This window comes from Thermosipho atlanticus DSM 15807, from assembly GCF_900129985.1.
GTDB lineage: Bacteria > Thermotogota > Thermotogae > Thermotogales > Fervidobacteriaceae > Thermosipho_A > Thermosipho_A atlanticus.
This window is the reverse complement of record NZ_FQXN01000001.1, coordinates 320,098-342,136: the sequence shown is the minus strand read 5'-3', so window position 1 is coordinate 342,136 and position 22,039 is coordinate 320,098. Positions and strand designations below refer to the sequence as shown.

Sequence of the window (22,039 nt, the reverse complement as noted above, 5' to 3'; positions counted from 1 at the left end):
TACATTTTCCATAATGTTTTTTTTATAAATACCTATATTCAATATATAGGATAGCTACAGCAAGTGAAATAAGCGAAGGAACTAGTGAAAATTTCATAAAATCTTTAAAAGATACCTTCGTATTGGAATATTTCAACAGCATAGTTAAAGCAACTATATTTGCTGATGCACCTATAGGGGTCAAATTACCTCCGTAACAAACACCTAAAGATAACGCCCACCAAAAAGGTGTTAAATTACTAAAAGCAACGTTAATACCAGGAAGCATTTTTATTATAGGAATCATTGTCGCAGTAAATGGAATGTTATCAAAAAATCCACTAATTATAAACGACATAACTATCAACAGCATACCAAACAATTTTGGTGATTCTCCAAACTTTTCACTGAAAAATATTGCAATTTGTTTTAAAATTCCTGTATCTTCTAATGCACCAGTAATAATGAAAAGTCCTATAAAAAAGAATATTGTCCCCCATTCAATTTCAGTAAATTGTTTCTCTATATTTTTTGGATTCATCACAAGTACGGAAACAAAACCCATACCAAATGCAATCACTGAATTGTTAATGCCAAGTTGCTCTTGAAACACAAAAAGTATTAATACTGTAATCAATAAAACTAAAGATTTTATAAGGTTAATTTTCGAAATTGAAACGGATTCCAAATTAAAGTCAAGTTTTCTCGTAAAAGTTTTTTTATGAGTAAAAAATAAAAACGCTAAAATCAGAAACAATGAAAGAAAAGAAGGAAATGCAGTATTTAATATAAAATCATTAAAATTCAAACCGGCAGCGTTACCAATCAAAATATTAGGAGGATCACCGATAAGTGTAGCAGTTCCACCAATGTTTGAACTTAAAACTTCTGAAAAAACCAAAGGAATAGGTGAAATTTCAGCTGCGTCAGCTATTGCAAGCGTAATTGGAATAAAAATCATAATTGTAGTTACATTGTCAACAAAAGCAGATAAAAAAGCCACAAAAATATTCATCATTAAAAAAATTCTAACTAACGAGTTTTTTGACAATTTAATTATTTTGAAAGCAACAAACTCAAAAAAACCAACATCTTTAATAGTTGACACTAAAAGCATCATACCAATCAAAAGAAAAATAGTATCAAAATCTACATAGTTTTTAAATAAATAATCAGGATCTTCAAAAATACCAAAAAATGTTAAAGTAAAAGCTCCCAAAACCACAGCAATCGATCTGTGAACTTTTTCAGAAATGATTAAATAATAAACTACTACAAAAACTATCAATGCAATAATCGCATCAACTGTCAAATAAATTCCCCCTATTAAAAAAAATGGGCTTATAGCCCTCACCTGGAGCGGGCGACGGGACTCGAACCCGCGGCCCTCAGCTTGGGAAGCTGATGCTCTACCAACTGAGCTACGCCCGCTTAAAGTCATTTAAAACCAATATTATTATATCAAATACAGAAACATTATTCAAGATTATAACTTAATCATTCCTTGAAATCCCATAAATGCTAATGATAATAGAGATGCTGTTATAAGTGCTATTGGTAAACCTTCGAATGGTTTTGGAAGATCGTATAATTCCATTTTTTCGCGTATAGCACTAAATATAACAAGAGCGAGTAAGAATCCTAAACCTGCTCCTAAAGCATTGAAGATGGATTCTAAAAGAGTGTAAGTAGTCATACTGTTAATTATCGCTACACCCAAAATAATACAGTTTGTTGTGATTAACGGTAAAAAAATCCCAAGTGATTCATAAAGATTTGGATTATTTTTCTTCAGAAACATTTCAACAAATTGGACAAAAGAAGCTATTACAAGAATAAAAGCAATTGTTCTTAAAAACTCAAGCCCTAAAGAAATTAACAACTGATCTATTAACCATGAAATTGTGGAGGACATAACAAGTACAAAAGTAACTGCCAAACCCATTCCAACCGCTGTATCTGTTTTCTTGGAAACACCCAAAAATGGACATATTCCAAGAAATCTATTAAAAACATAGTTATTAACAAGCATTGCAGAAAGTAAAATTAAAAATATCTTCATCTACTGCTCCTCCTTTCTTTTTTCTTCATACCTATAAAAGTAAAAAGAGCAGCTAAAAGTCCCAAAGTTAAATATGCTCCAGGTGGAAGAATCATTATAAATACATTAAATGCTTTTCCCCAAATAGTAATATCAAATAAAGTGCCACTCCCTAATAATTCCCTTATCGCCCCTAATAACGTCAAACTCGCTGTAAAACCTAATCCCATTCCTAGACCATCCAAAGTCGAATACCATAAATTATTCTTGGATGCAAACGCCTCAGCACGTCCCATAATAAGACAATTGACAACAATTAATGGTATAAACAATCCCAATGTTTTCCATAAATCATATGCAAAAGCATGCATTACAAGATCTACTATTGTAACAAAAGAAGCAATAACAGTGATGAAAATTGGAATTCTTATTTTTTCAGGTACAGCTTTTCTCAAAAGAGAAATGACCATATTTGACATAACAAGAACTACCATCGTTGCAAGTCCCATTCCTAAACCATTCTTAGCACTAGTCGTAGTCGCAAGTGTTGGACACATTCCCAACGCTTGAACAAAAGTCGGATTTTCAGCTATAAACCCCTTAGAAAATTCTTTCCAGGATCTATTGGGCATTATTTTTCACCTCCGTTTTCAAATATTCAAACATTGCTTGGATAGAATTTGCAACCGCTCTTGGAGTAATTGTTGCTCCTGTCATAACGTCACTAATCTTTACTACTCCTATTTTCTTTGCTTCTTCTGGTTTCAAATTTGTTTTTCCCGCATCTTTATCTACCTTAACTCCATTCTTTAAACCCTCATATGGGATGGGATAAAATCTTTCCTGAGCTTCTTCTTCAGCAATTTTCGCCCCCAAGCCCGGTGTTTCTTGAGAATATTCAATAACTTTAATTGCGTGAAGATCTATTCTACAATTGTTAACAATAAAGGAGGCAATTGTAATTACTTTACCACCATAGCCAATTCCATAGGCCTTTAAAACATATATTAAACCTTTTTCAGTATTAAATTTTAATACAGGAGTTAAAACCGTAGCTTTATCGGTTTTATACACTTCTTTTACTTTTTCTTTTAATGTTTTATTTATTCTTTCTTCTATTAAGTCCTTGCTAACCATCAACTTTCCATTCTCAGAAAGCACAAACTTCACAGCTTTAAGTGTATTCTGAAGTTCTGCATTGTCTATAGATCCTTTTGTCACCTGATAGATTAACCCTAAAGCTAAACCAGCAATTAAAGTAAAAACCATTAGTGTAAATCCCGTCTTTAAAATCTCTTTCATGATTTCACCTCACCAAATATTTGAGGTTGTGTATAACGATCAATTAGTGGTACAAAAGCGTTCATTAATAAAATTGAAAGTGATACCCCTTCTGGATATCCCGCAAAGTATCGAATGAGTAGTGTCATTAATCCACATCCAAAACCAAATATTGCTTGACCTTTTGGAGTCATTGGACTTGTTACCATATCAGTCGCCATGAAAAGTGCACCTAGCATTAAACCACCACTGAGAATGTGAAAAAGCGGCGTTCCAAACTTCTCAGGATTTGCAATGTAAAAGATACTAGACAAAAGAAAAACTGTTCCTACATATGAAATTGGAATCACCAACTTTATTCTTTTTCTTATCACTAGATAAGCAAAACCTATTAATAAAAGCAAAACACTTGTTTCACCTATTGAACCTGCCCTGTTACCAAAAAATAGATCTAAATAGCTCACATTTATAGATGAAAAACCTTTCTCTTTTAAAATCGCAAGGGGACTCGCTGTAGTTTGAACATCAATCCATTTGGAAAAATTTAATACCGGTTTATACCAAGTTGTCATATAAACTGGAAAAGAAATCAATAAAAATGCTCTTCCTGCAAGTGCCGGATTAAAAATATTCATACCAAGACCACCAAAAGCATGTTTAGCAACACCTAGTGCAAAAATCAATCCAATTAGCATCACCCACCATGGAGTAGCCGGACTTACATTCATTGCTAACAAAATTCCTGTTACTGCTGCACTTCCATTAGGAACAAAGTTTTTATCTTTTCTCAAAACTTTCATTATAAAATATTCGAATCCTTCACCAATTATAGCTCCCAATATTGCTAAGAAAAATGCATAAAACCCAAAGAAATACCATGCGCCAATTAATGCAGGAATTAAAGCAATAATAACATCTATCATTATTTTTGAAGTTGTGTCTTTATTTCTTAAGTGTGGAGCATTTCCTGTGATCAATTTCATTATCTTTTCCCCCCTCTCAGGGCTTTATAAACCTTCTTAGCCAATTTTATAGTTTTTACATGTTCAATTTTCGCAGGACAAATATAGGAACATGAACCACACTCAATACAATCTAACAAACCAATTTGAACAGCATCATCATATCTCCTTTTTTTACCAAGTAAATCTAATAGATAAGGTTGAAGACCCATTGGACATACACTTACACAATATGAACATCTTATACAAAAAGTTCCATTTTGTTTTTCAGGAATCAAAGAAGTTATCCCATTGTTTCCCTTAACTATAGGTGTTTCAATATTATTGATAGGAATTCCCATCATTGGTCCACCCATGAGAACTTTAATTTCCTCTAACCCTTCTTTAAATCCCCCACCTAAGTTGTTTATAATCCAAGAAATAGGTGTTCCTATTCTGACCCACCAATTTCCAGGTTTATTCACTGCCTCACCAGTAATTGTTAGCCCTCTTTCTACTAAAGGTTTTCCATCTACTACAGCTTCTTTGATAGCATACATAGTACTAACATTCTGTACTACCACTCCTACATCCATTGGTAAGCCACCTCTTGGAACTTTTCGTTTTGTAATAGCATAAATTAATTGTTTTTCCGCACCTTGAGGATATTTGGTTTCAAGTGGTACTACAATCACTTGCCCTCTCCAAGCATTCTTAAGATGCTCAATTGCATCTTTTTTATTTTCTTCAATACCTATATAAACATTTTTTACTCCCAATATTTTTTTAACAATTTTTATCCCTATTAAAATTTCCTCACTTTTTTCAAGCATCATTCTATGATCAATGGTTAAATATGGTTCACATTCAGCACCATTGATAATTAAAGTATCAATTTTTTTATCTTTTGGTGGATTGAGCTTTACATGTGTTGGGAACATTGCGCCTCCAAGTCCTACTATTCCAGCCTTTTTTACAATTTCTAACAATTCCTCTCTACTAAATTTGTTATAATCTCCGTGTGGTAACAATTCCCATTCGTCTTCCGAATCCCTTTCAATTGTTATAGCTTCAACTGCTACTCCAAAAATCACATTTGAAACTTTTTTTATTTCTGTTATCGTACCAGTTACTGGAGAATGTATATATGAAGATATAAAACCTCCAGGTTCAGCAATTATCTGACCAGTTTTAACTTTTTCTCCAATTTTAACAATTGGTTTCGCAGGTGCTCCAGCATGTTGTTGCATAAAAACTACGACTTTGTCAGGCAAAGGAGCTTTTTGAATAGCAATATCTTGAGATAGCTCTTTTCTATAAGGGGGATGAACTCCTCCCTTAAAAGTAGCAAGTCTCAACTACCACACCTCCTTATTTATTTTTAAAACCACAAAAAATCTCCGCTAAGATTATATCATAAATTTATTGTTCCCTTTAAACTCTTTTTAGCCCTTTATTTTTATGATATAATTTTTATAAATCCAAAAAGTAACTGAAATGAAAAATTTTAAAAGAATATAAAAAAATAGATAATATAAACAATTCAGGAGGTGCTAATTAATGAACAATGAAATTGGTACAAGATATGACCCACAAAATATAGAAACAAAATGGTACAAATATTGGCTCGAAAATGATTATTTTACTCCAAGAAATGATGGTCCTAAATATTCAATTGTAATTCCACCACCAAATATTACAGGTAAAATTCACATGGGACACGCATTAAATATTACATTACAAGATATCTTAGTAAGATTTAAAAGAATGCAAGGATATAAAACGCTTTGGATACCTGGAGAAGATCATGCAGGTATAGCTACGCAAACAGCAGTTGAGAAATTTTTAGAAACTAAGGGAAAAAAAAGAGAAGAATTAGGAAGAGAAAAATTTTTAGAGATAGTTTGGGATTGGGCCAATACATACAGAAACACAATAAAAAAACAAATAATGGCAATTGGTGCTTCCGTTGATTGGTCAAGAGAAAGGTTTACTTTAGACGACGGTCTTTCAAAAGCTGTAAGGAAGGTCTTTGTTTCTTTATATAAAAAAGGGTTAATATACAAGGGAAAATATATAGTCAATTGGTGTCCAAGATGTAAAACAGTATTATCTGATGAAGAAGTTGAATACCATGAACATGATGGAAAACTCTATTTTATAAAATATCCATTTGTTGATGGTAATGGAGAAATAATTATAGCAACTACAAGACCTGAAACTATGTTAGGCGACACTGCTGTAGCAGTACATCCTTCAGATGAAAGGTATAAACATTTAATTGGTAAAGAAGTAATATTGCCCTTAGTTGGAAGAAAAATAAAAATAATTGGCGATGTCCACGCAGATCCAAAATTTGGAACAGGAGCGCTTAAAGTAACTCCTGCACATGATCCAAATGACTACCAAATAGGAAGAAGACATAACCTAGAATTCATCAATATCTTTACAGAGGATATGATAGTAAATGAAAATGGTGGAAAATACCAAGGTTTAGATAGATATGAAGCAAGAAAAGCTGTTGTAGAAGATCTTGAAAAAGAAGGATATCTTATGAAAATCGAAGATATTAAACATTCAGTTGGTCATTGTTATAGATGTGACACTGTTATTGAACCAATGTTGATGGATCAATGGTTCGTAAGCATGAAACCTCTTGCCAAAAGAGCCATAAAAGCTGTTGAAGAAGGAGAAGTAAAGTTTTATCCAACAAGATGGAAAAAAGTATATTTAAATTGGATGTATGAAATAAGAGATTGGTGTATAAGTAGACAATTATGGTGGGGACACAGAATACCGATTTGGTATTGTCAAGATTGTGGACATATAAACGTTTCAGAAACTGAAATCGAAAAATGTGAAAAATGTGGAAGTAAGCATCTCAAACAAGACGAAGATGTATTAGACACATGGTTCTCTTCTGCTCTTTGGCCTTTCAGCACTCTAGGGTGGCCTGAGAAAACTGAAGATTTAAAAATTTTCTATCCAACTGATGTTTTGGTAACAGGATTTGATATTATTTTCTTCTGGGTTGCTAGAATGATTATGATGGGATACGAATTCATGGATGAAAAACCATTTAAAGATGTATATATTCATCAACTAGTAAGAGACAAATATGGAAGGAAAATGAGTAAATCACTTGGAAATGGTATTGATCCAATTGAAATTATAGACAAATATGGAGCCGATCCAATGAGATTCACACTTGCTCTGATGGCAGCCCAGGGAAGAGACATTAATCTCGATATAAACTATATTGATAATAATAAAAAATTTGCGAACAAAATTTGGAACGCTACAAGATTTGTAATTTTAAACCTCGATGATTATAAAGAAGTTCCACTAGACAATTTAAAACTGGCCGACAGGTGGATCCTCTCTAGAACGCAAAAAACAATTAAAAACGTCACAAAGGCCATTGAAAATTATGAATTTAATATAGCAGCAAAAGCAATTTACAATTTCTTTTGGGATGAACTTTGTGATTGGTATATCGAATCTGTAAAACCTAGACTTAAAACTGAAGAAAGACACCTTGTTCAAAATGTACTCGTAAAAGTACTAGATACTAGTTTAAAACTTCTTCATCCATTTATGCCATTTATTACAGAAGAACTATGGCAGAAACTTCCAGTAGCAAGTGAATCAATTACCATTTCTAAATGGCCTGAGTATGAAGAAACTTTAATCGATAACAACGCTGAAAATCATTTCAATCTACTAATAGCAATTATTAGGGGAATAAGAAATGTAAAAGCAGAAATTAATATTCCTCAAAGTAAAAAGGTTAATATTACAATCAACAATGAAATTTCAGATGAAGATAAACTCTATATCAAATTTTTAGCTAACGTAGATAACATTAGTATTTCAGACTCAAAACCAGAAAAAAGTGCAAACGCATACATTGATAGTGATATAGAAGTTTACGTTGAATTGGGAGACTTAATTGACATCAACTCTGAAATTGAAAGGTTAACAAAGAAAATCGAAAAACTTGAACGAGATGCAGAAAAGTTTAGAAAAAAACTATCCAACAAAAAGTTTTTAGAAGGTGCCCCTGAAGAAATAGTAAATGAAACAAAAGAAAAACTAAAAAACATTGAAGAAAAAATCAACAAAATCAAACTTTTAGTTGATTCTCTTAAATAAGAGGGGTAAAAATGGATTTTATTGAAGCATTAAAATATTTATATTTTCAAAGACCATATGGAAAAATAAAATTAGGTTTGTATAGAATTAAAGAATTACTAAACAGGCTTGGTAATCCCGAAAAAACTTTTAAAAGCATACACATAACCGGTTCTAACGGAAAAGGTAGTGTCACTACTTTTTCCCATTATTTGATGGTAGAACATGGTTACAAAACTGGTGGTTATATTTCTCCACATCTATCCACAATACTGGAAAGATTTCCTATTAATGGAAAATTCACTACAAAAGAAAGATTCTTAGAAAGCTTTAAAAAAGTCAAATTAGAAGCGGAAAAAATGGATTTAAAAGGTCAAGATTATTCGCCAAGTTTTTTTGAATTTGCTACTGCTCTTGCTTTTCAAATAGACAAAGACGAAAAAGTTGATTCTGCTTCAGTAGAAGTTGGACTCGGCGGAAGATACGATGCTACAAATGTTATAAACCCTGAAGTATCTTCTATAGTTACTGTATCCCTTGAACATACAAAGATATTGGGAGATACAATAGAGAAAATAGCATTTGAAAAAGCAGGAATAATAAAAGAAAATACTCCACTTGTAATTGGAAATGTTCCTAAAAAAGCAAAAGAAGTTATTTATCAAGTTGCAAAAGAAAAAAACGCTAAGGTATATGAATTATATCGTGATTTTGATTTTGAAGTTGTAAGTTATAACTTTAACCGAAACATTATAAACTATTATGGAGAAAATACTTTTAAAAATATCGAAATCACCCTTAACGGTACTCATCAACCGGTTAACGCTGCTATAGCTATTAAGATCTTTGAATTGTTTCATAAAAATTTAGAAGAAAGTAAAGTAAAACTCGCCTTCAAAAATGCTTTTATACCTGGTAGGTTTGAGCTATTTAAAGGATTTCTACTAGATGGTTCACATAATCCTCAAGCAACTGAAAAATTTATTGAAAATATAAATCTTTACTTTAAAGACAGAAATAAAATTGGAATCGTAGGTTTATTAGACGATAAAGATAAAGAACAAATTTTATCAAAGATTTGTCCACTTTTTGAAAAAATCATTATTACAACTCCTCCTTCACACAGAGCGACAAATTCGTTTGAAACATATGAGATAGCTAAAAAATACTCGAAAGAGGTTTCTTTCATTAGCGATCCAATTGAAGCTTTAGAAAATGTTAAAAGTATTGATGCCGACCTAAAAATTGTAGTTGGTTCATTTTACCTTGTTGGATATGTGAGAAATTATCTGGAAAAAGGAAAAATAAGTGAAGAATGGGATATCATGCGGAGGTGAAAAAGATTGGACATTATTGAAAAAATTTGGGAAAAGTTACTAGAAAAAGAAGCTGTTGAACCAGTTATATTAGATATGTCCTCAACAAACGTTCCAACTGATTATTTCGTTATCTTAACTGCCAATAGTACTCCACATATGAAAAGTTTAAGAGAAACTTTTTTGGAACTGTTAAACGAAATAGGAAAACAAATTATTTATTATGATAAAGGTGACAATTACGATTGGTTAATTATCGATGCTGGAGATATTGTTATCCACATTTTTACAAAAGAGGGAAGAGAATTTTATGATCTTGAAGGATTATGGATCGATGCTAAAAAAATTAAGGAGTCAAAATAATGATTTTAAAAAATGCTTTAGTGTTAAAAGATTATTCAGCCAAACCTGAAAGACTGGATATCAAAATTTCCAATGGAAAAATTAAAGAAATTGGAGTAAATATATTTGATGATATTGAAATTGTCGATTTAACTGATAAATTGGTCATTCCAGGACTTATTAATACACACACACATGTAGCAATGTCAATTTTCAGAGGAATCGCAGAAGATTTACCATTTAATGATTGGTTATTTAAAACAATTGAGCCTCTTGAAAAGAAATTAAATGATGAAATTGTTTATTGGGCTACACTTATTTCTTTGATGGAAATGGCATCACATGGCATAACTGCATTCTGTGATATGTACATGTTTGAAAATTCAGTTGCAAAAGCTGTAGCAGATTTTGGAATAAAAGCTGTCTTAACTAGAGGTCTTGTTGACATTAATGGTGAAGATAATGGCAGACTTTTTGAAAATTTAAAATTATATGAAAAATGGAATAACTTTGACAGTAGAATTTTTGTAGGGCTTGGTCCTCATGCTCCATATAGCTGCTCAACAAAATATTTAAAAGAAATCGCTAAGATTTCAAAAGATAATAATTTGCTTGTTACTATGCATTTGTTTGAAAATTCCTGGGAAAAAGAAAAATTTAATTTAAAAGAAATTCTCGATACAGGAATAGCTGACAATCATCTATTAGCTGTCCATTGTGTTTACGTTGATGATAAGGACATTGAGTTATTGAAGTCACATAATGTTTATATTTCTCACAACCCATCAAGCAATTTAAAACTTGGAAACGGTATTGCTCCAATCACGAAAATGCTGAAAAATAACCTAAACATTTCTTTTGGAACTGATGGAGCGGCAAGTAATAACTCTTTGGATGTATTATTTGAAGCACGTTTATCAACTTTACTTCAAAAAAAGAACAATCCCGAAAACATGAAAGTCGATGAAGTAATTAAAATGCTTACTTTAAATGGATATAAAGCATTAAAACTAGAAGGTGGAGAAATAAAAGAAGGAGCATATGCAGATTTAACCATTTTTGATTTAGATAATCCTTCTTTTATGCCCATTGAAAATATTAAAAACCATATTATACATTCTTCACCAAAAATATATGCAACTATGGTAAATGGAAAATTTATCTATTTTGATGGAAAATTTCCTACAATTGACAAAAAGGAGGTTTACAAGAAATTTTTGATTTCCTACAAAAAGGTTATAGGTATAGAAAATTAAGCGTTGAATTAAAGAAAAAATATGGAGTTAAGGTATATAGATTACCTATAAATGCAGGGTTTACTTGTCCCAATCGTGAAAACGGAAAACCTGGATGCCTGTTTTGTGATGAAACAGGAAGTGGGTTTACTACTATAAGTGATATGGATATAAAATCTCAAATAAAAGAAATGAAAAAAAGATACGTAAATAAAGGAGCAAAAAAATTTATAGCTTACTTTCAAAATTTTTCTAACACCTATGGGCCAGTAGAAAAATTGAAAGAACTCTACTTTCAGGCTATAGACGATGATATAGTCCAAATTTCTATTTCAACAAGACCAGATTGTATTTCAGATGAAATACTTGATATTTTGGAAGAACTCAGAAACACAATTGATGTATCAATAGAGATGGGTTTACAAACAGCAAATTATCATACTTTAACAAAGATGAATAGAGGACATACACTTGCTGAATATATAAATGCAGCAATTAAGATCAAAAATAGAGGTTTTGAACTTGTATCTCATGTAATTTTAAACTTTCCACAAGATAACATGTTGGATGTTATTGAAACAGCAAAAATATTATCAGTACTTGGAGTTGATGGAGTAAAAATTCACTCCCTTTATATAGTAGATAACACACTTTTAGGTAAGATGTACAAAAAAGGAGAAGTATTTATAGGGACACTTGAAAATTATATAGAAAGAGTTATAAGATTTCTTGAATATTTATCCCCCAAAATTGTTATTCACAGATTAGTTGCAGATCCGCCAAAAGATGGAACAATATTTGGGAATTGGAATATACCAAAAATACAGATTATAAACATGATTGAAAAAAGGCTCATTGAAAAAGATACCTACCAAGGAGAAAAGTTTTTAAGTTGGTATACTCCAAAAACTGAAAAATTTAAAAAGTAGTGATAAAATGTTTTACATAGGAACTTCCGGATGGAGTTATGATCATTGGCAAAAAATTTTTTATCCAGAAGGCCTTGAAAGAAGTAAATGGTTGAATTTTTACAGTGTACAATTCAACACAGTTGAAATCAATTCAACTTTTTACAGATTGCCTTTTGAAAGCATCGTTAAAAGCTGGTACAAAAAAACTCCTGAGAATTTCGTCTTTTCCTTAAAAGGCCCAAGAATTATTACACATAAACAAAGATTAAAAGATGTCAATGAATATTTTAGAAAATTCATAGATAGAATAAAACTATTAAATGAAAAATTAAAAGTTATTCTTTGGCAATTGCCTCCTTCTTTGAAAGAAGATAAAGTACTTCTATCAGAATTTATCGACATTCTTCCGAAAAATATAAAACATACACTTGAATTGAGACATCCATCCTGGTTTAATGATAACATTTTCAGCTTATTACAGAAGAATAATATAGCATTTTGTATCAGTGATTCTTCAAGATACAAAAGTATGTGGTTAAAAACTGCCAATTTTGTTTATATTAGATTCCACGGCCCTAAAAAATTGTACGCGTCAGAATATGGTGAAAAACTTTTAAAAAACTTTGTGACAAAAATTTTGGAATTTAATTGTGAAACTTACGTTTATTTTAATAACGATTTTAATGGTTTTGCTTTGAAAGATGCAAAGCTTTTGAAAAATATCATTAATTCAGTATAAAGTAGGATAATACAGGTAATACTAATATAATTTTATTGGTAAAATATAACACAATATTGTTTCCTCTATTTTACAATAACTATATTTAGAAATATTTGTTTCACCAATTTTTCTTTCCTTTTTTAGAACTATTACTCTATGCATCTTTTTAGTTCTTCTATTTCATTGATTGCAAAAAACTATTTTACGTTAGGTGTAAAGCAATCATTGATTTATTCAGATTTTTGTACAGGATATGGAATTGCTATATAAAATGCACAAAATTTCTCAAATCGTTCTGTTTTTTCTATTTGTCATATGAAATATTCATTGAACATCGACAAAAATTAATCAAAAAATTAAAATAACATTCATATTATCAAGGTAATTGTTTGTGATATAATGCGCTTATATTACTTTTTTTTATTATACTATTGATATTTGATTATTATGTTAGCTTTATTTTATAAATATAACTACAAATAGATTTAAAATTCCTTACTTTTTAAAAAAGTAAATAGAACAGTTTTAATGTGTAAAAATATTAGGTGATGATTTTAAATTTAGGAGTTAAATAAGTTTAAATTATTACTGAGATTTTGTTGTGCTTATTGTTTAAGAAAGTATACAGTAAATTAAAAGGTTGACATTTGGTTTTTAATAAACAAAAGGGGGAATTTTTATGGAAAAAATGGAAAAAAAAGTAGTAGGAGTATGTGGATGTATTTGTAGTGATTGCAGGCTTTTCGGTAAAAGCTGTGGAGGATGTTTCGCAATAAAAGGGAAGCCGTGCTGGTTGCATGAGGTAAACCTTGAGATTTGCGATTTTTATGAATGCAGTGTGATCAACAAGGGATTGAAACATTGTGGACAATGTGAAGAGATTCCGTGTGAAAAGTTCTGGAAAAATAAAAATCCTAAATGGACGGAAGAAGAACATAGAAAGATTGTGGAAGAAAGGGTTATTTTATTAAAGCAATTAGCCTAAAATTAGTATTATTATCGTTAGAATGGGAGAGACTTAAATGATAATTGACTTACATAATCATTGTGAATTGTCAAAAAATACTAATTTGAAATTGGATGATTATGTGAAAAAAGCTAAAGTTTTAGGCATTTCTCTGGCAATCACCGAGCACAATTGTTTATACAATATAAGTGGGAAGATTAATGGAGTATCTATATTTTCTGGGATAGAGGTGCTTAATGATTACGGTGATTTTATAGTGTTTGGTGCACCTGAAAGTTGTGTTGAGTTGAGAAATGATTTCCTCGAATTTGTAAGTTATGTCCATAAATCTGGGGGAATTATTATAGCTGCACATCCGTTTTCAGGGTATGGGGTCTGTAGAGTTAACGATAAAAAACTTGCAAGTGAGATTATTAGTCTGGTGGATGCAATAGAAGTATACAACGGAAAAGTAGCATATAAATGTTGGTTACAAGCAAAAGAATTAGCAAAAGCATATAAAAAAACGCAAACGGGTGGCAGTGACGCTCATAATATTGATGATTTGTTCAAGGTAGGGACTCGTTTTTTTGATGATATTGATAGTATTAATGATTTAGTTAGTGCTATAAAAGAGGGGCGATGCGAACCAGTAATAATAAATAATAAACAATAGATGTGATTTGTATTGGAGGAAAAGATTTTGAGCGCAATTTTAAGTAATTGTTTTTTACTATTAGTTCCAATATTTCTCTGGAATTTGTTTTTTCGCATAAATTAGAAAAAGTTGGTTATATAATTTCCAAAGTAAAGTTTGCAAAGTTAGATTGGTTGGAAAATATTTTAAGAGCAATTGTTTTCATTGTTCCAGTATTTATGAATTTTGATGTATCTGCGTTAAACCTCACAAAATATATCATTTTATATGTTATAGGAGTTACAATTTATTTTATTTCATGGCTGATGGTTATATATTTTTCAAACAGCTATTGGAGTAAGAGTGCATTAGGACTTTTGGCGCCGGCATATACATCTATTGCTTGGTTAATTGCTATAGGAATGTTAGGAAATTTAAAAATTTACAATTATTTGGCTGTGTTGTTTGTTATTGTTCATACTTTTAGCACATATTTTAAACTGAAAATAGCTAAACTGAAATAGTTGAAAGCAAATAACGTGGGATGGTGAAATTATGAAAAAGTTCTTAGGTAAAAAAGTAAAAGTGAAAATTGACAGACCTATAGGTTCTAAGCATCCTGACTATGGATTTTATTATCCAGTAAATTATGGATATATACCAGATTCTATAACAAGTGATGGAGAAGCAATAGATGCTTATATATTGGGGGTTTATGAGCCAATAGATGAGTATATAGGTAAGGTAATAGGAGTAATTCACCGAAAAAATGATCAGGAAGATAAGCTTGTGGTGGCAAGTGAAGAAAGTTTGTACAGCAAAGAGGAAATTCGAGTACTAACAGAATTTCAGGAAAGGTTTTTTGATATAGAGATTTTTGCATATGATTATTTAAAGCAATCTATAAGAAATACAGTAAGAGGCATTATTAGATATAAAGAGAAAATTCTTGTAATTGAAGAAAATGATTTAAAAATTGGTAAATATTATTATTTACCAGGGGGAGGTATTGAGTTTCTGGAAAAAAGTGACGATGCTATAAGAAGGGAAATAAAAGAAGAGTTAAATTGTGAAATTTATGAGGTAGAATATAAGGTTACAATTGAAAATTTCTTTGAACTTGAAGGTTATAAATGTCATGAAATGTGCAGAATTTATGAATTAAAAGTAGAAGACAAAATATATAAAAAAGAAGAAATAAAAATTACAGCAGATATTTTCCCGAATGTGGCAAAATGGGTCAGTATAAAGGAATTCAAAGAAGGGAAGGAAATACTTTATCCAAGGAAACTAATCGATATGTTGTGATCACATAAATTTAAATGTAATCTGTAAAAGAGGTATAGCCAAGCGTCAAAATAAAGGCATTAGAATAGCGTAGTATTACTTTAACAAGTTAAAAATAGATAGGGGGATTCAATGGGATATATTAATTATAATAGATACAGCTTATATTATGAAACAATGGGCAACGGGGAACCATTGTTAATGATTCATGGTAATACGGCTTCATCTATAATGTTAAAAGAAGAAGCTTTGTATTATTCAAAATATTATAAAGTAATATTGATTGATATGATAGGACATGGAAAATCGAAAAGATTAAAAGTGTTTCCTGAGGATTATTGGTATGAGAACGTAAAAATCCTATCAAAGCTATGTGATAAGTTAAATCTAAATAAAATAAATATTTTAGGGGTTAGTGGAGGAGCCATTTTGGGGCTCAACTTTGCGATTTATAACTCTCAAATTGTCAACAAAGTTATCGCAGATAGTTTTATTGGAGAAAAATTGACGTTGCAAGAAGCTTACAAAATAAAGGATGAAAGAGAGATTGCAAAAAGAAATGGCGTAGATCAATTCTGGAAATCAATGCATGGAGAAGAGTGGGAAACGGTAGTAGATGCTGATAGTAAAATGTTGATCAATTATGCTAAAAAGTATGGTGACAATTTCAAAAATAATTTAGATAAAATCACATGCCCTGTACTTATTACTGGAAGTTTAAAAGATAATTTAATAAATGATATTGATAAAAAATTACTTGAAGTTGCAAAGAAAATAAAAACATCATTGACAATATTTACATCTGATGGAAATCACCCGCTTATGATAAGTAAAAAGAAGTTTTTCAGAAATATAGCCATAAGATTTTTAAATGGGAATTTGTAATTTAAATTAAGTAAGTTTTTAATGTGTTATATAATTGTTGACAAAATTGATATGGGGAGGAGAACAATGTATACAAGACAGTTTATCAAAGCACTTGAGGATAAAGATATAAAAAAATTAAGAAAAATTCCAAAAAGTGATCTTCATAATCATGCAATCCTGGGAGGTAATCTTGACTATATAGAAAAGTGGCTTGGAAGAAAAATTCCAAGGTTAACTAAAAGAATCACCAGCATTGAGGAAATGGAAGACTGGGTCAGCAAAAATTATCTTCCATATGTACAAGGAACATCTGGCTTTGAAAAAGCAATAGAGGCGGCTTTTGTACAGGCAAAAATGGATGGGGTAATTAAGTTAGAAATGAGCATAGATGTTTATTTCAGGCATTTTTATAATGGATCAGCTAAGCAATTGATTAAGACATTGAAGAAACTCCACCAAAAATACGCACCAGAAGTAAACTTTATACCTGAATTGGGATTCAATAGAAGTGTTTCCGAAGACCTTCTGATTGAATGGTTTGAACCTTATCTTGACTTCGACTATTTTAAGTCTGTTGATTTATATGGAGATGAACTTGCACAGCCAGCAAAAAATTTTAAACGGTTATATCAAATGGCAAAATCCAAAGGTTTAAAATTAAAAGCACACGTTGGAGAGTTTGGGAATGCTGATAGCATCCAGGAAACGGTAGAAATTCTTGAATTAAACGAGGTACAACACGGAATAACAGCGGTTAAATCAAAATCTGTTATGAGTTTTTTGCAAAAAAATAACATTCAGCTAAACATTTGTCCGACAAGCAATTATATGTTGAACAGAGTAGATAGTATAAAAAAACACCCAATAAGAAAATTATTTGATAGTGGTATAAAGGTAACTGTGAATACAGATGATGTTATAGTATTCCAAAATGGTGTATCAGAAGAGTTTTTGTTGTTGTATGAGCATGGAGTTTTTTCAGCAGAAGAGTTAAATATAATTAGAATGAATGGATTAATCTGAAATATATTTCAACATTTTTCCTTTTTTGCCATTCTGAGGTGCAAAGCGACAAAGAATGTCGAACCGATAAGTATAAAAAGGATAAAATAGATATTTACAAGTTACAATATCCTGAGTGCCGTTTAAAAAAACGCTTGGTTTCGCATAAAGGTGTTTGTTTTTTTGTTTAGTTTTTCGGAGAGTATTATAAAAAAAAAGTTATTAGGGGGAATTTAAGTGATGAAAATTATTGATACATTTCAAGAATTTAGAAAAGTTTTTTGTAATAAATTAGATTTATCTGTGAATGAAAAAGTTGAACTATGGGACAAAAAGTATATATCCAAATATCCTGAACTTGAGAGAAAAATAAAAGAAGATTACGAGTTAAATGGGTATAACTGGCAAGAAATAGCAAAAAAACATGTTTTTAACAATATTGAGAAAAATTACAAAAAAATGATTCAAGCATATCAAAATATAGTGCAAATAATTAACAAAACAAGTAAGAAAATTTTTGAGGTGTTTAATTTAAATTTAGAATTGAATGTGGTACTATATTGCGGACTTGGTAATAGTGCTGGCTGGGTAGATAAATATGAAGGAAAAAGGGCAATATTGTTTGGAATTGAAAAAATTGCTGAACTTAAATGGCATACGTTGGAAAAATTAGAACCACTTGTAGCCCATGAATTATGTCATGTGATACATTTTGAGTTGAGAGGAGAAGATGATTTACCAAAAAAGATTAAAAAAACTAAATACAATTTGGGAGTTTGGAGAATATATGAAGAAGGATTTGCACAATTTTATCAAAACAAGTTATTAGGAAAAAACATAGATTCTCGGGGGAAAAAGTGGATAGAACAATGTAATGAAAAAAGGAGGGCTTTAAAAAAATTATACAGAGAGGCCTTGGAAGTAGGAGACACAAAAAACTTTTTTGGAGATTGGTTTGAAGTTTTAGGTATCAGTGATGCTGGTTATTTTTTAGGAGCAGAGTTAATAAAGAAATTAGATCAAAAATACTGTTTTGAAGACTTAGCTCGATTAAATTTTGAGATAATAAAAAAAGAAGTATTAGCTTATTTATCTGAGTGAGGTGATTATTTTGAAAAATTTAACGGTTGAAGAGTTGGAAAATTTTGTTAGACCTTTTTATACCTATAAAGATGTGATGCATGATTTATCACATATAAAAAGAATTCTTAAAATGGCAAAGATGTTAGCAACACATTATGAAGACAAAATAGACATGGATTTAATTATATATGGCGCTTATTTTCATGGAATCGTTTATGAAAAAGAAAAACAGATATTGAAATTTCTTAAAACTAAAGGATTGTCAAAGGAAAAAATTAGTAAGATAATTCAGGTTTCCTGGGAATCCCAAAAGGAAAAAACTCCTATAACATTAGAAGGCAAAATCCTTCATGATGCTCACTTAATTGAAGGAGGTAAGACTTTTTTAATTGTGAAATCCTTAATTACTGGTACTTTAAGAGGTCAAGTATTAGAAGAAACAATAGAGTATATTGAAAAAAACATACTTGGAAAATTCAAGCCTCACCTTCCAGAAACACAGAATCTCTATAGCGATAAAGAAGAATTTGCAAGGGAGTTTTTAAAAGAGTTAAAAGAAAATTTATGATTGCTGAAAAGGGGGAATTTGTATGAAAAAAGGTGATAGATTGTTCGTTAGAATAGATTATAGAATTAAAGATAGTAAATTTGGACCAACAGATTTTGAAGATCATTTAAAATATTTAAACGATGTTGCAGCTAAGAGGTATTTTATTGGCGGAGGTTTCTTAAATGAAGATGGTGGAATGATTATTTTTGAAGCAAAAGATTTAGATGAAGCTATGGAAATTGCAAACAATGATCCTATAATAAAAAGAAAATTGTATACTTATAAACTGTTCGAGTGGGAGTTAGTTGTTCTTTCTAATAAAAACGGTTATTGATACTTTTTTCATGGTTTTTTATCTATAATTTTTATAAGTCTCTCTATTTGTGGATCTTTTTTATTCAGTATATCTTCTATCGTTGTATAAACTTCGATATCAGGATGCAGGCAGTCCTCCGGATCATTACTAATGTTAGGCCTCACCCATTTTTTGTGGGATACATAAAATTTAAATCCTGAAATTGGTAGTTGAAACCTTAAAATGTCTCCATAGCTGGATGGTTGGTTTCCTGTTGGCTCGCCTATTATCGTTCCTAATTTATTATCTTTTATAACTACTGCAAACCAGTTCCCAGAACTGAAAGTATAAAAAGAAGTTAGAACATATATTTTACCGTTGTATATTAAATCGTGATCTTGAATTTTTTTGTTAATAATAACTCTTTTTGGATATGATTTATATCCTTTTTTCCTTATATAACCTCTTTGCTTGCTGGCTTGTCTTGAAAACCTTATATCACCTGTGTAGAATAAATATTTATCTATATCAATATATTTCATGAATTCGTCTATAACTCGAGAGTCACCTCCTGTGTTTTTTCTTACATCTATTGCTATATTCTTTATGTTATATTTTGAAACTTCTTTGAAAAAGTTTTCTAATGTTGATTTGTATACTTCGTTGTAAATGCACTTGTCAAGCCGGAAAATTCCAAGCGATTTTTCTGGGTATATTTTATAGCTTACCCACATTTTATAGTTGTTGTTGTTTGGATATGTTGGTTGTTTTGTCAAAGGAAGTTTTGTTTTTATTTTCTGGCCATTTCTTTGAACTACTATATCTACATAACCATTATTTATCAGCCTAAGATAATTTAAAAAAGGTTCTTTAACAAGATTAATTTTACCCATTACTTTAACCCACTGTTGATTCTCAGCAGGTATTATCTTTTGGAGTTTTATTAGTAATTCATTTTCCGTTTTTCCTCCAATGGAGATAATTTTGTCACCTTTTTTTAGGTTGTTTACGTCTTCTTTTATATACATTCCATCCTCTAACCATATCATTGGTAAATTTATGATTCTATCTTCTTTTGTGGTATTAATCCATATCATACTATGAGCATCTTTTAATGAAGATATTACTTCGTTAAGTATGAAATAAAATTCTCCAACACTCATTGGATTTTGAATTTTTTCGTATGCTTTTTTTATTATATGAATTTGTTCTTTATTAAAACCATTAACTGTTTTTGGGTGAACATCTCTCAAAGTATTTACCAAGTAATTTAAATCGATTTCCATTTCTTCTTTTGTCATTATAGTATTAACGGATAGTTGTTCTTTGAAGTCATAAGGTGACTTCTGAAGAGAAAAGTGATATATTGTTGCTGATAAAATTAAAATAACAGGAATTGTAATAAGTAAAAAGTATAATATAAATTTTTCCATAATATGCTCCTCTTTGCTCTTATGTTTATTAGATTACGTGAAAATATTTTATATGTAATTTAATATTATATCAAAAAATGTTGTATTTGTGTCTCTATCAAGAAAAATGATATTACTATCATCGTTCTGATTCTTTTCGTCATTCTAAGGTGTGGAATACCAAAGAATGAGAACCTTCATCTCTACGTCTTTCAGGATGATATCCCCTTTCTTCAAGTTACACTTCCCTTACCTCTTCTCTTTTCGATCTTTTTATTTTACATACACATATTGATTTTAAAATATTTTTCGCATTTTTAAAGAGTTCAATTTAAATTCTCGGGAATTGAGAAGAAACCAACTGCAGCAAGAATATCTCCTATCAAAATTAATACAATCCCTATCATAACTACAACTAAAATAGCTCCCCATTTGTAAAATGAAGCTGCCATATCAAAAATATTTAAAGATAGATACTTTGATAGCAGCCTATATGCCTTTATTTTGTATATTACAGCCACTATCATTAATCCCGCAAAAGTAATAAAACTTATAATAAAATTACTTGTCATCGAAGATAAGGGCATTTCAAAATGCACTTCCTCAAAATCGTAGTCTGTAGTTTCATAATTATAGGACATTGTTTGTCCAAAAGGCACTACGACATGTTCGGAAAGCATATTCATCATACCTGCAAATATTACTATTGCAAAAATCACTATGGAAACAAATCCAAAAACTATGGAAATCAAAAAATATTTAAATATCTTCGAGTTTTTCAAAATATTAGAAATGTTATATATACCTATTAAAAAGAGAATCACACCAATCAAACCAAAAAACCAACCTACATGAGGAATATAACCAAAAATTCCAAAAATCACACCAAGTCCTGCCAATACCTTTGCCACATTTAAACTCATTTAAACCCCTCCTTATTAATTAATTTTTAATTTTTTAATTTTTATTAGATTATAAATTTTAGAAAAATAGATTTTTGTTTATTAGTCTGAAATGAAAAGTTCTATAATTCATGTGTTTGAATTTTGAAATTGGTTG

23 protein-coding genes and 1 tRNA gene are annotated in these 22,039 nt (G+C 30.4%); 15 read left to right on the top strand and 9 right to left on the bottom strand.

What is annotated here, in order from left to right:
• Positions 1–22: 22 nt before the first annotated feature.
• The 7 genes from BUB65_RS01825 to rsxC form a co-directional block, all read right to left on the bottom strand.
• Positions 23–1,291, bottom strand: a complete 1,269-nt coding sequence (locus tag BUB65_RS01825) for an ArsB/NhaD family transporter (protein ID WP_073071516.1) — start codon at positions 1,289–1,291, stop codon at positions 23–25.
• Positions 1,292–1,334: 43 nt separating this feature from the next.
• Positions 1,335–1,410, bottom strand: a tRNA-Gly gene (locus BUB65_RS01820).
• Between the two features lie 55 nt (positions 1,411–1,465).
• Complete coding sequence (gene rsxA, locus BUB65_RS01815) at positions 1,466–2,041, bottom strand: electron transport complex subunit RsxA (RefSeq protein ID WP_073071513.1); 576 nt, start codon at positions 2,039–2,041, stop codon at positions 1,466–1,468.
• Positions 2,038–2,652 carry an electron transport complex subunit RsxE gene (gene rsxE / locus BUB65_RS01810; RefSeq protein WP_073071511.1) on the bottom strand — a complete coding sequence of 205 codons (615 nt, stop codon included), beginning with the start codon at positions 2,650–2,652 and terminating at the stop codon, positions 2,038–2,040. Before rsxE ends, rsxA begins: the two co-directional genes overlap by 4 nt.
• Complete coding sequence (locus BUB65_RS01805) at positions 2,642–3,322, bottom strand: RnfABCDGE type electron transport complex subunit G (protein ID WP_073071509.1); 681 nt, start codon at positions 3,320–3,322, stop codon at positions 2,642–2,644. The genes rsxE and BUB65_RS01805 overlap by 11 nt, the downstream gene beginning before the upstream one ends.
• The gene (locus tag BUB65_RS01800) at positions 3,319–4,284 is read right to left on the bottom strand and encodes an RnfABCDGE type electron transport complex subunit D (protein WP_073071506.1); all 966 of its coding nucleotides are present in this window, start codon (positions 4,282–4,284) and stop codon (positions 3,319–3,321) included. The genes BUB65_RS01805 and BUB65_RS01800 overlap by 4 nt, the downstream gene beginning before the upstream one ends.
• Positions 4,284–5,600, bottom strand: coding sequence for an electron transport complex subunit RsxC (gene rsxC / locus BUB65_RS01795; RefSeq protein WP_073071503.1), 1,317 nt, complete (start codon positions 5,598–5,600; stop codon positions 4,284–4,286). The genes BUB65_RS01800 and rsxC overlap by 1 nt, the downstream gene beginning before the upstream one ends.
• Positions 5,601–5,802: 202 nt before the next feature.
• Here rsxC and BUB65_RS01790 point away from each other — a divergent pair, with 202 nt between their 5' ends.
• From BUB65_RS01790 to BUB65_RS01720, 15 genes are all read left to right on the top strand, one after another.
• On the top strand, positions 5,803–8,397 hold the full coding sequence (locus tag BUB65_RS01790; RefSeq protein ID WP_073071501.1) for a valine--tRNA ligase: 2,595 nt from the start codon (positions 5,803–5,805) through the stop codon (positions 8,395–8,397).
• 11 nt (positions 8,398–8,408) lie between these two features.
• Positions 8,409–9,713, top strand: coding sequence for a bifunctional folylpolyglutamate synthase/dihydrofolate synthase (locus tag BUB65_RS01785; protein WP_073071499.1), 1,305 nt, complete (start codon positions 8,409–8,411; stop codon positions 9,711–9,713).
• 6 nt (positions 9,714–9,719) lie between these two features.
• Complete coding sequence (gene rsfS / locus BUB65_RS01780) at positions 9,720–10,055, top strand: ribosome silencing factor (RefSeq protein ID WP_073071496.1); 336 nt, start codon at positions 9,720–9,722, stop codon at positions 10,053–10,055.
• Positions 10,055–11,290 (top strand): amidohydrolase, encoded by a 1,236-nt coding sequence (locus BUB65_RS01775; RefSeq protein WP_073071494.1) that lies wholly within the window; start codon positions 10,055–10,057, stop codon positions 11,288–11,290. The genes rsfS and BUB65_RS01775 overlap by 1 nt, the downstream gene beginning before the upstream one ends.
• Positions 11,248–12,198 (top strand): tRNA modification radical SAM protein MnmL/YtqA, encoded by a 951-nt coding sequence (locus BUB65_RS01770; RefSeq protein ID WP_073071492.1) that lies wholly within the window; start codon positions 11,248–11,250, stop codon positions 12,196–12,198. The genes BUB65_RS01775 and BUB65_RS01770 overlap by 43 nt, the downstream gene beginning before the upstream one ends.
• 7 nt (positions 12,199–12,205) lie before the next feature.
• Positions 12,206–12,919: a DUF72 domain-containing protein gene (locus BUB65_RS01765; protein ID WP_073071489.1), complete on the top strand. Its 714-nt coding sequence runs from the start codon at positions 12,206–12,208 to the stop codon at positions 12,917–12,919.
• Between the two features lie 661 nt (positions 12,920–13,580).
• On the top strand, positions 13,581–13,886 hold the full coding sequence (locus BUB65_RS01760; RefSeq protein WP_200773523.1) for a DUF3795 domain-containing protein: 306 nt from the start codon (positions 13,581–13,583) through the stop codon (positions 13,884–13,886).
• Positions 13,887–13,923: 37 nt separating this feature from the next.
• Positions 13,924–14,523 (top strand): PHP-associated domain-containing protein, encoded by a 600-nt coding sequence (locus BUB65_RS01755; protein ID WP_073071487.1) that lies wholly within the window; start codon positions 13,924–13,926, stop codon positions 14,521–14,523.
• A gap of 47 nt (positions 14,524–14,570) precedes the next feature.
• Complete coding sequence (locus BUB65_RS01750) at positions 14,571–15,008, top strand: hypothetical protein (protein WP_073071485.1); 438 nt, start codon at positions 14,571–14,573, stop codon at positions 15,006–15,008.
• A gap of 31 nt (positions 15,009–15,039) precedes the next feature.
• Positions 15,040–15,792: an NUDIX domain-containing protein gene (locus tag BUB65_RS01745; RefSeq protein ID WP_073071483.1), complete on the top strand. Its 753-nt coding sequence runs from the start codon at positions 15,040–15,042 to the stop codon at positions 15,790–15,792.
• 111 nt (positions 15,793–15,903) lie between these two features.
• Complete coding sequence (locus BUB65_RS01740) at positions 15,904–16,656, top strand: alpha/beta fold hydrolase (protein ID WP_073071481.1); 753 nt, start codon at positions 15,904–15,906, stop codon at positions 16,654–16,656.
• A gap of 66 nt (positions 16,657–16,722) precedes the next feature.
• A complete protein-coding gene (locus BUB65_RS01735; protein WP_073071479.1) occupies positions 16,723–17,661 on the top strand; it encodes an amidohydrolase family protein in 939 nt (312 codons plus the stop codon).
• Between the two features lie 216 nt (positions 17,662–17,877).
• Positions 17,878–18,741 (top strand): DUF2268 domain-containing putative Zn-dependent protease, encoded by an 864-nt coding sequence (locus BUB65_RS01730; RefSeq protein WP_073071476.1) that lies wholly within the window; start codon positions 17,878–17,880, stop codon positions 18,739–18,741.
• Positions 18,742–18,751: 10 nt separating this feature from the next.
• The gene (locus BUB65_RS01725) at positions 18,752–19,291 is read left to right on the top strand and encodes an HD domain-containing protein (RefSeq protein WP_200773522.1); all 540 of its coding nucleotides are present in this window, start codon (positions 18,752–18,754) and stop codon (positions 19,289–19,291) included.
• A gap of 22 nt (positions 19,292–19,313) precedes the next feature.
• Positions 19,314–19,607 carry a YciI family protein gene (locus BUB65_RS01720; protein ID WP_073071474.1) on the top strand — a complete coding sequence of 98 codons (294 nt, stop codon included), beginning with the start codon at positions 19,314–19,316 and terminating at the stop codon, positions 19,605–19,607.
• A gap of 8 nt (positions 19,608–19,615) precedes the next feature.
• Here BUB65_RS01720 and BUB65_RS01715 read toward each other — a convergent pair whose 3' ends face one another.
• On the bottom strand, positions 19,616–21,001 hold the full coding sequence (locus BUB65_RS01715; RefSeq protein ID WP_073071472.1) for a S41 family peptidase: 1,386 nt from the start codon (positions 20,999–21,001) through the stop codon (positions 19,616–19,618).
• 305 nt (positions 21,002–21,306) lie between these two features.
• Positions 21,307–21,903 (bottom strand): DUF996 domain-containing protein, encoded by a 597-nt coding sequence (locus tag BUB65_RS01710; protein ID WP_073071470.1) that lies wholly within the window; start codon positions 21,901–21,903, stop codon positions 21,307–21,309.
• Positions 21,904–22,039: the final 136 nt, after the last annotated feature.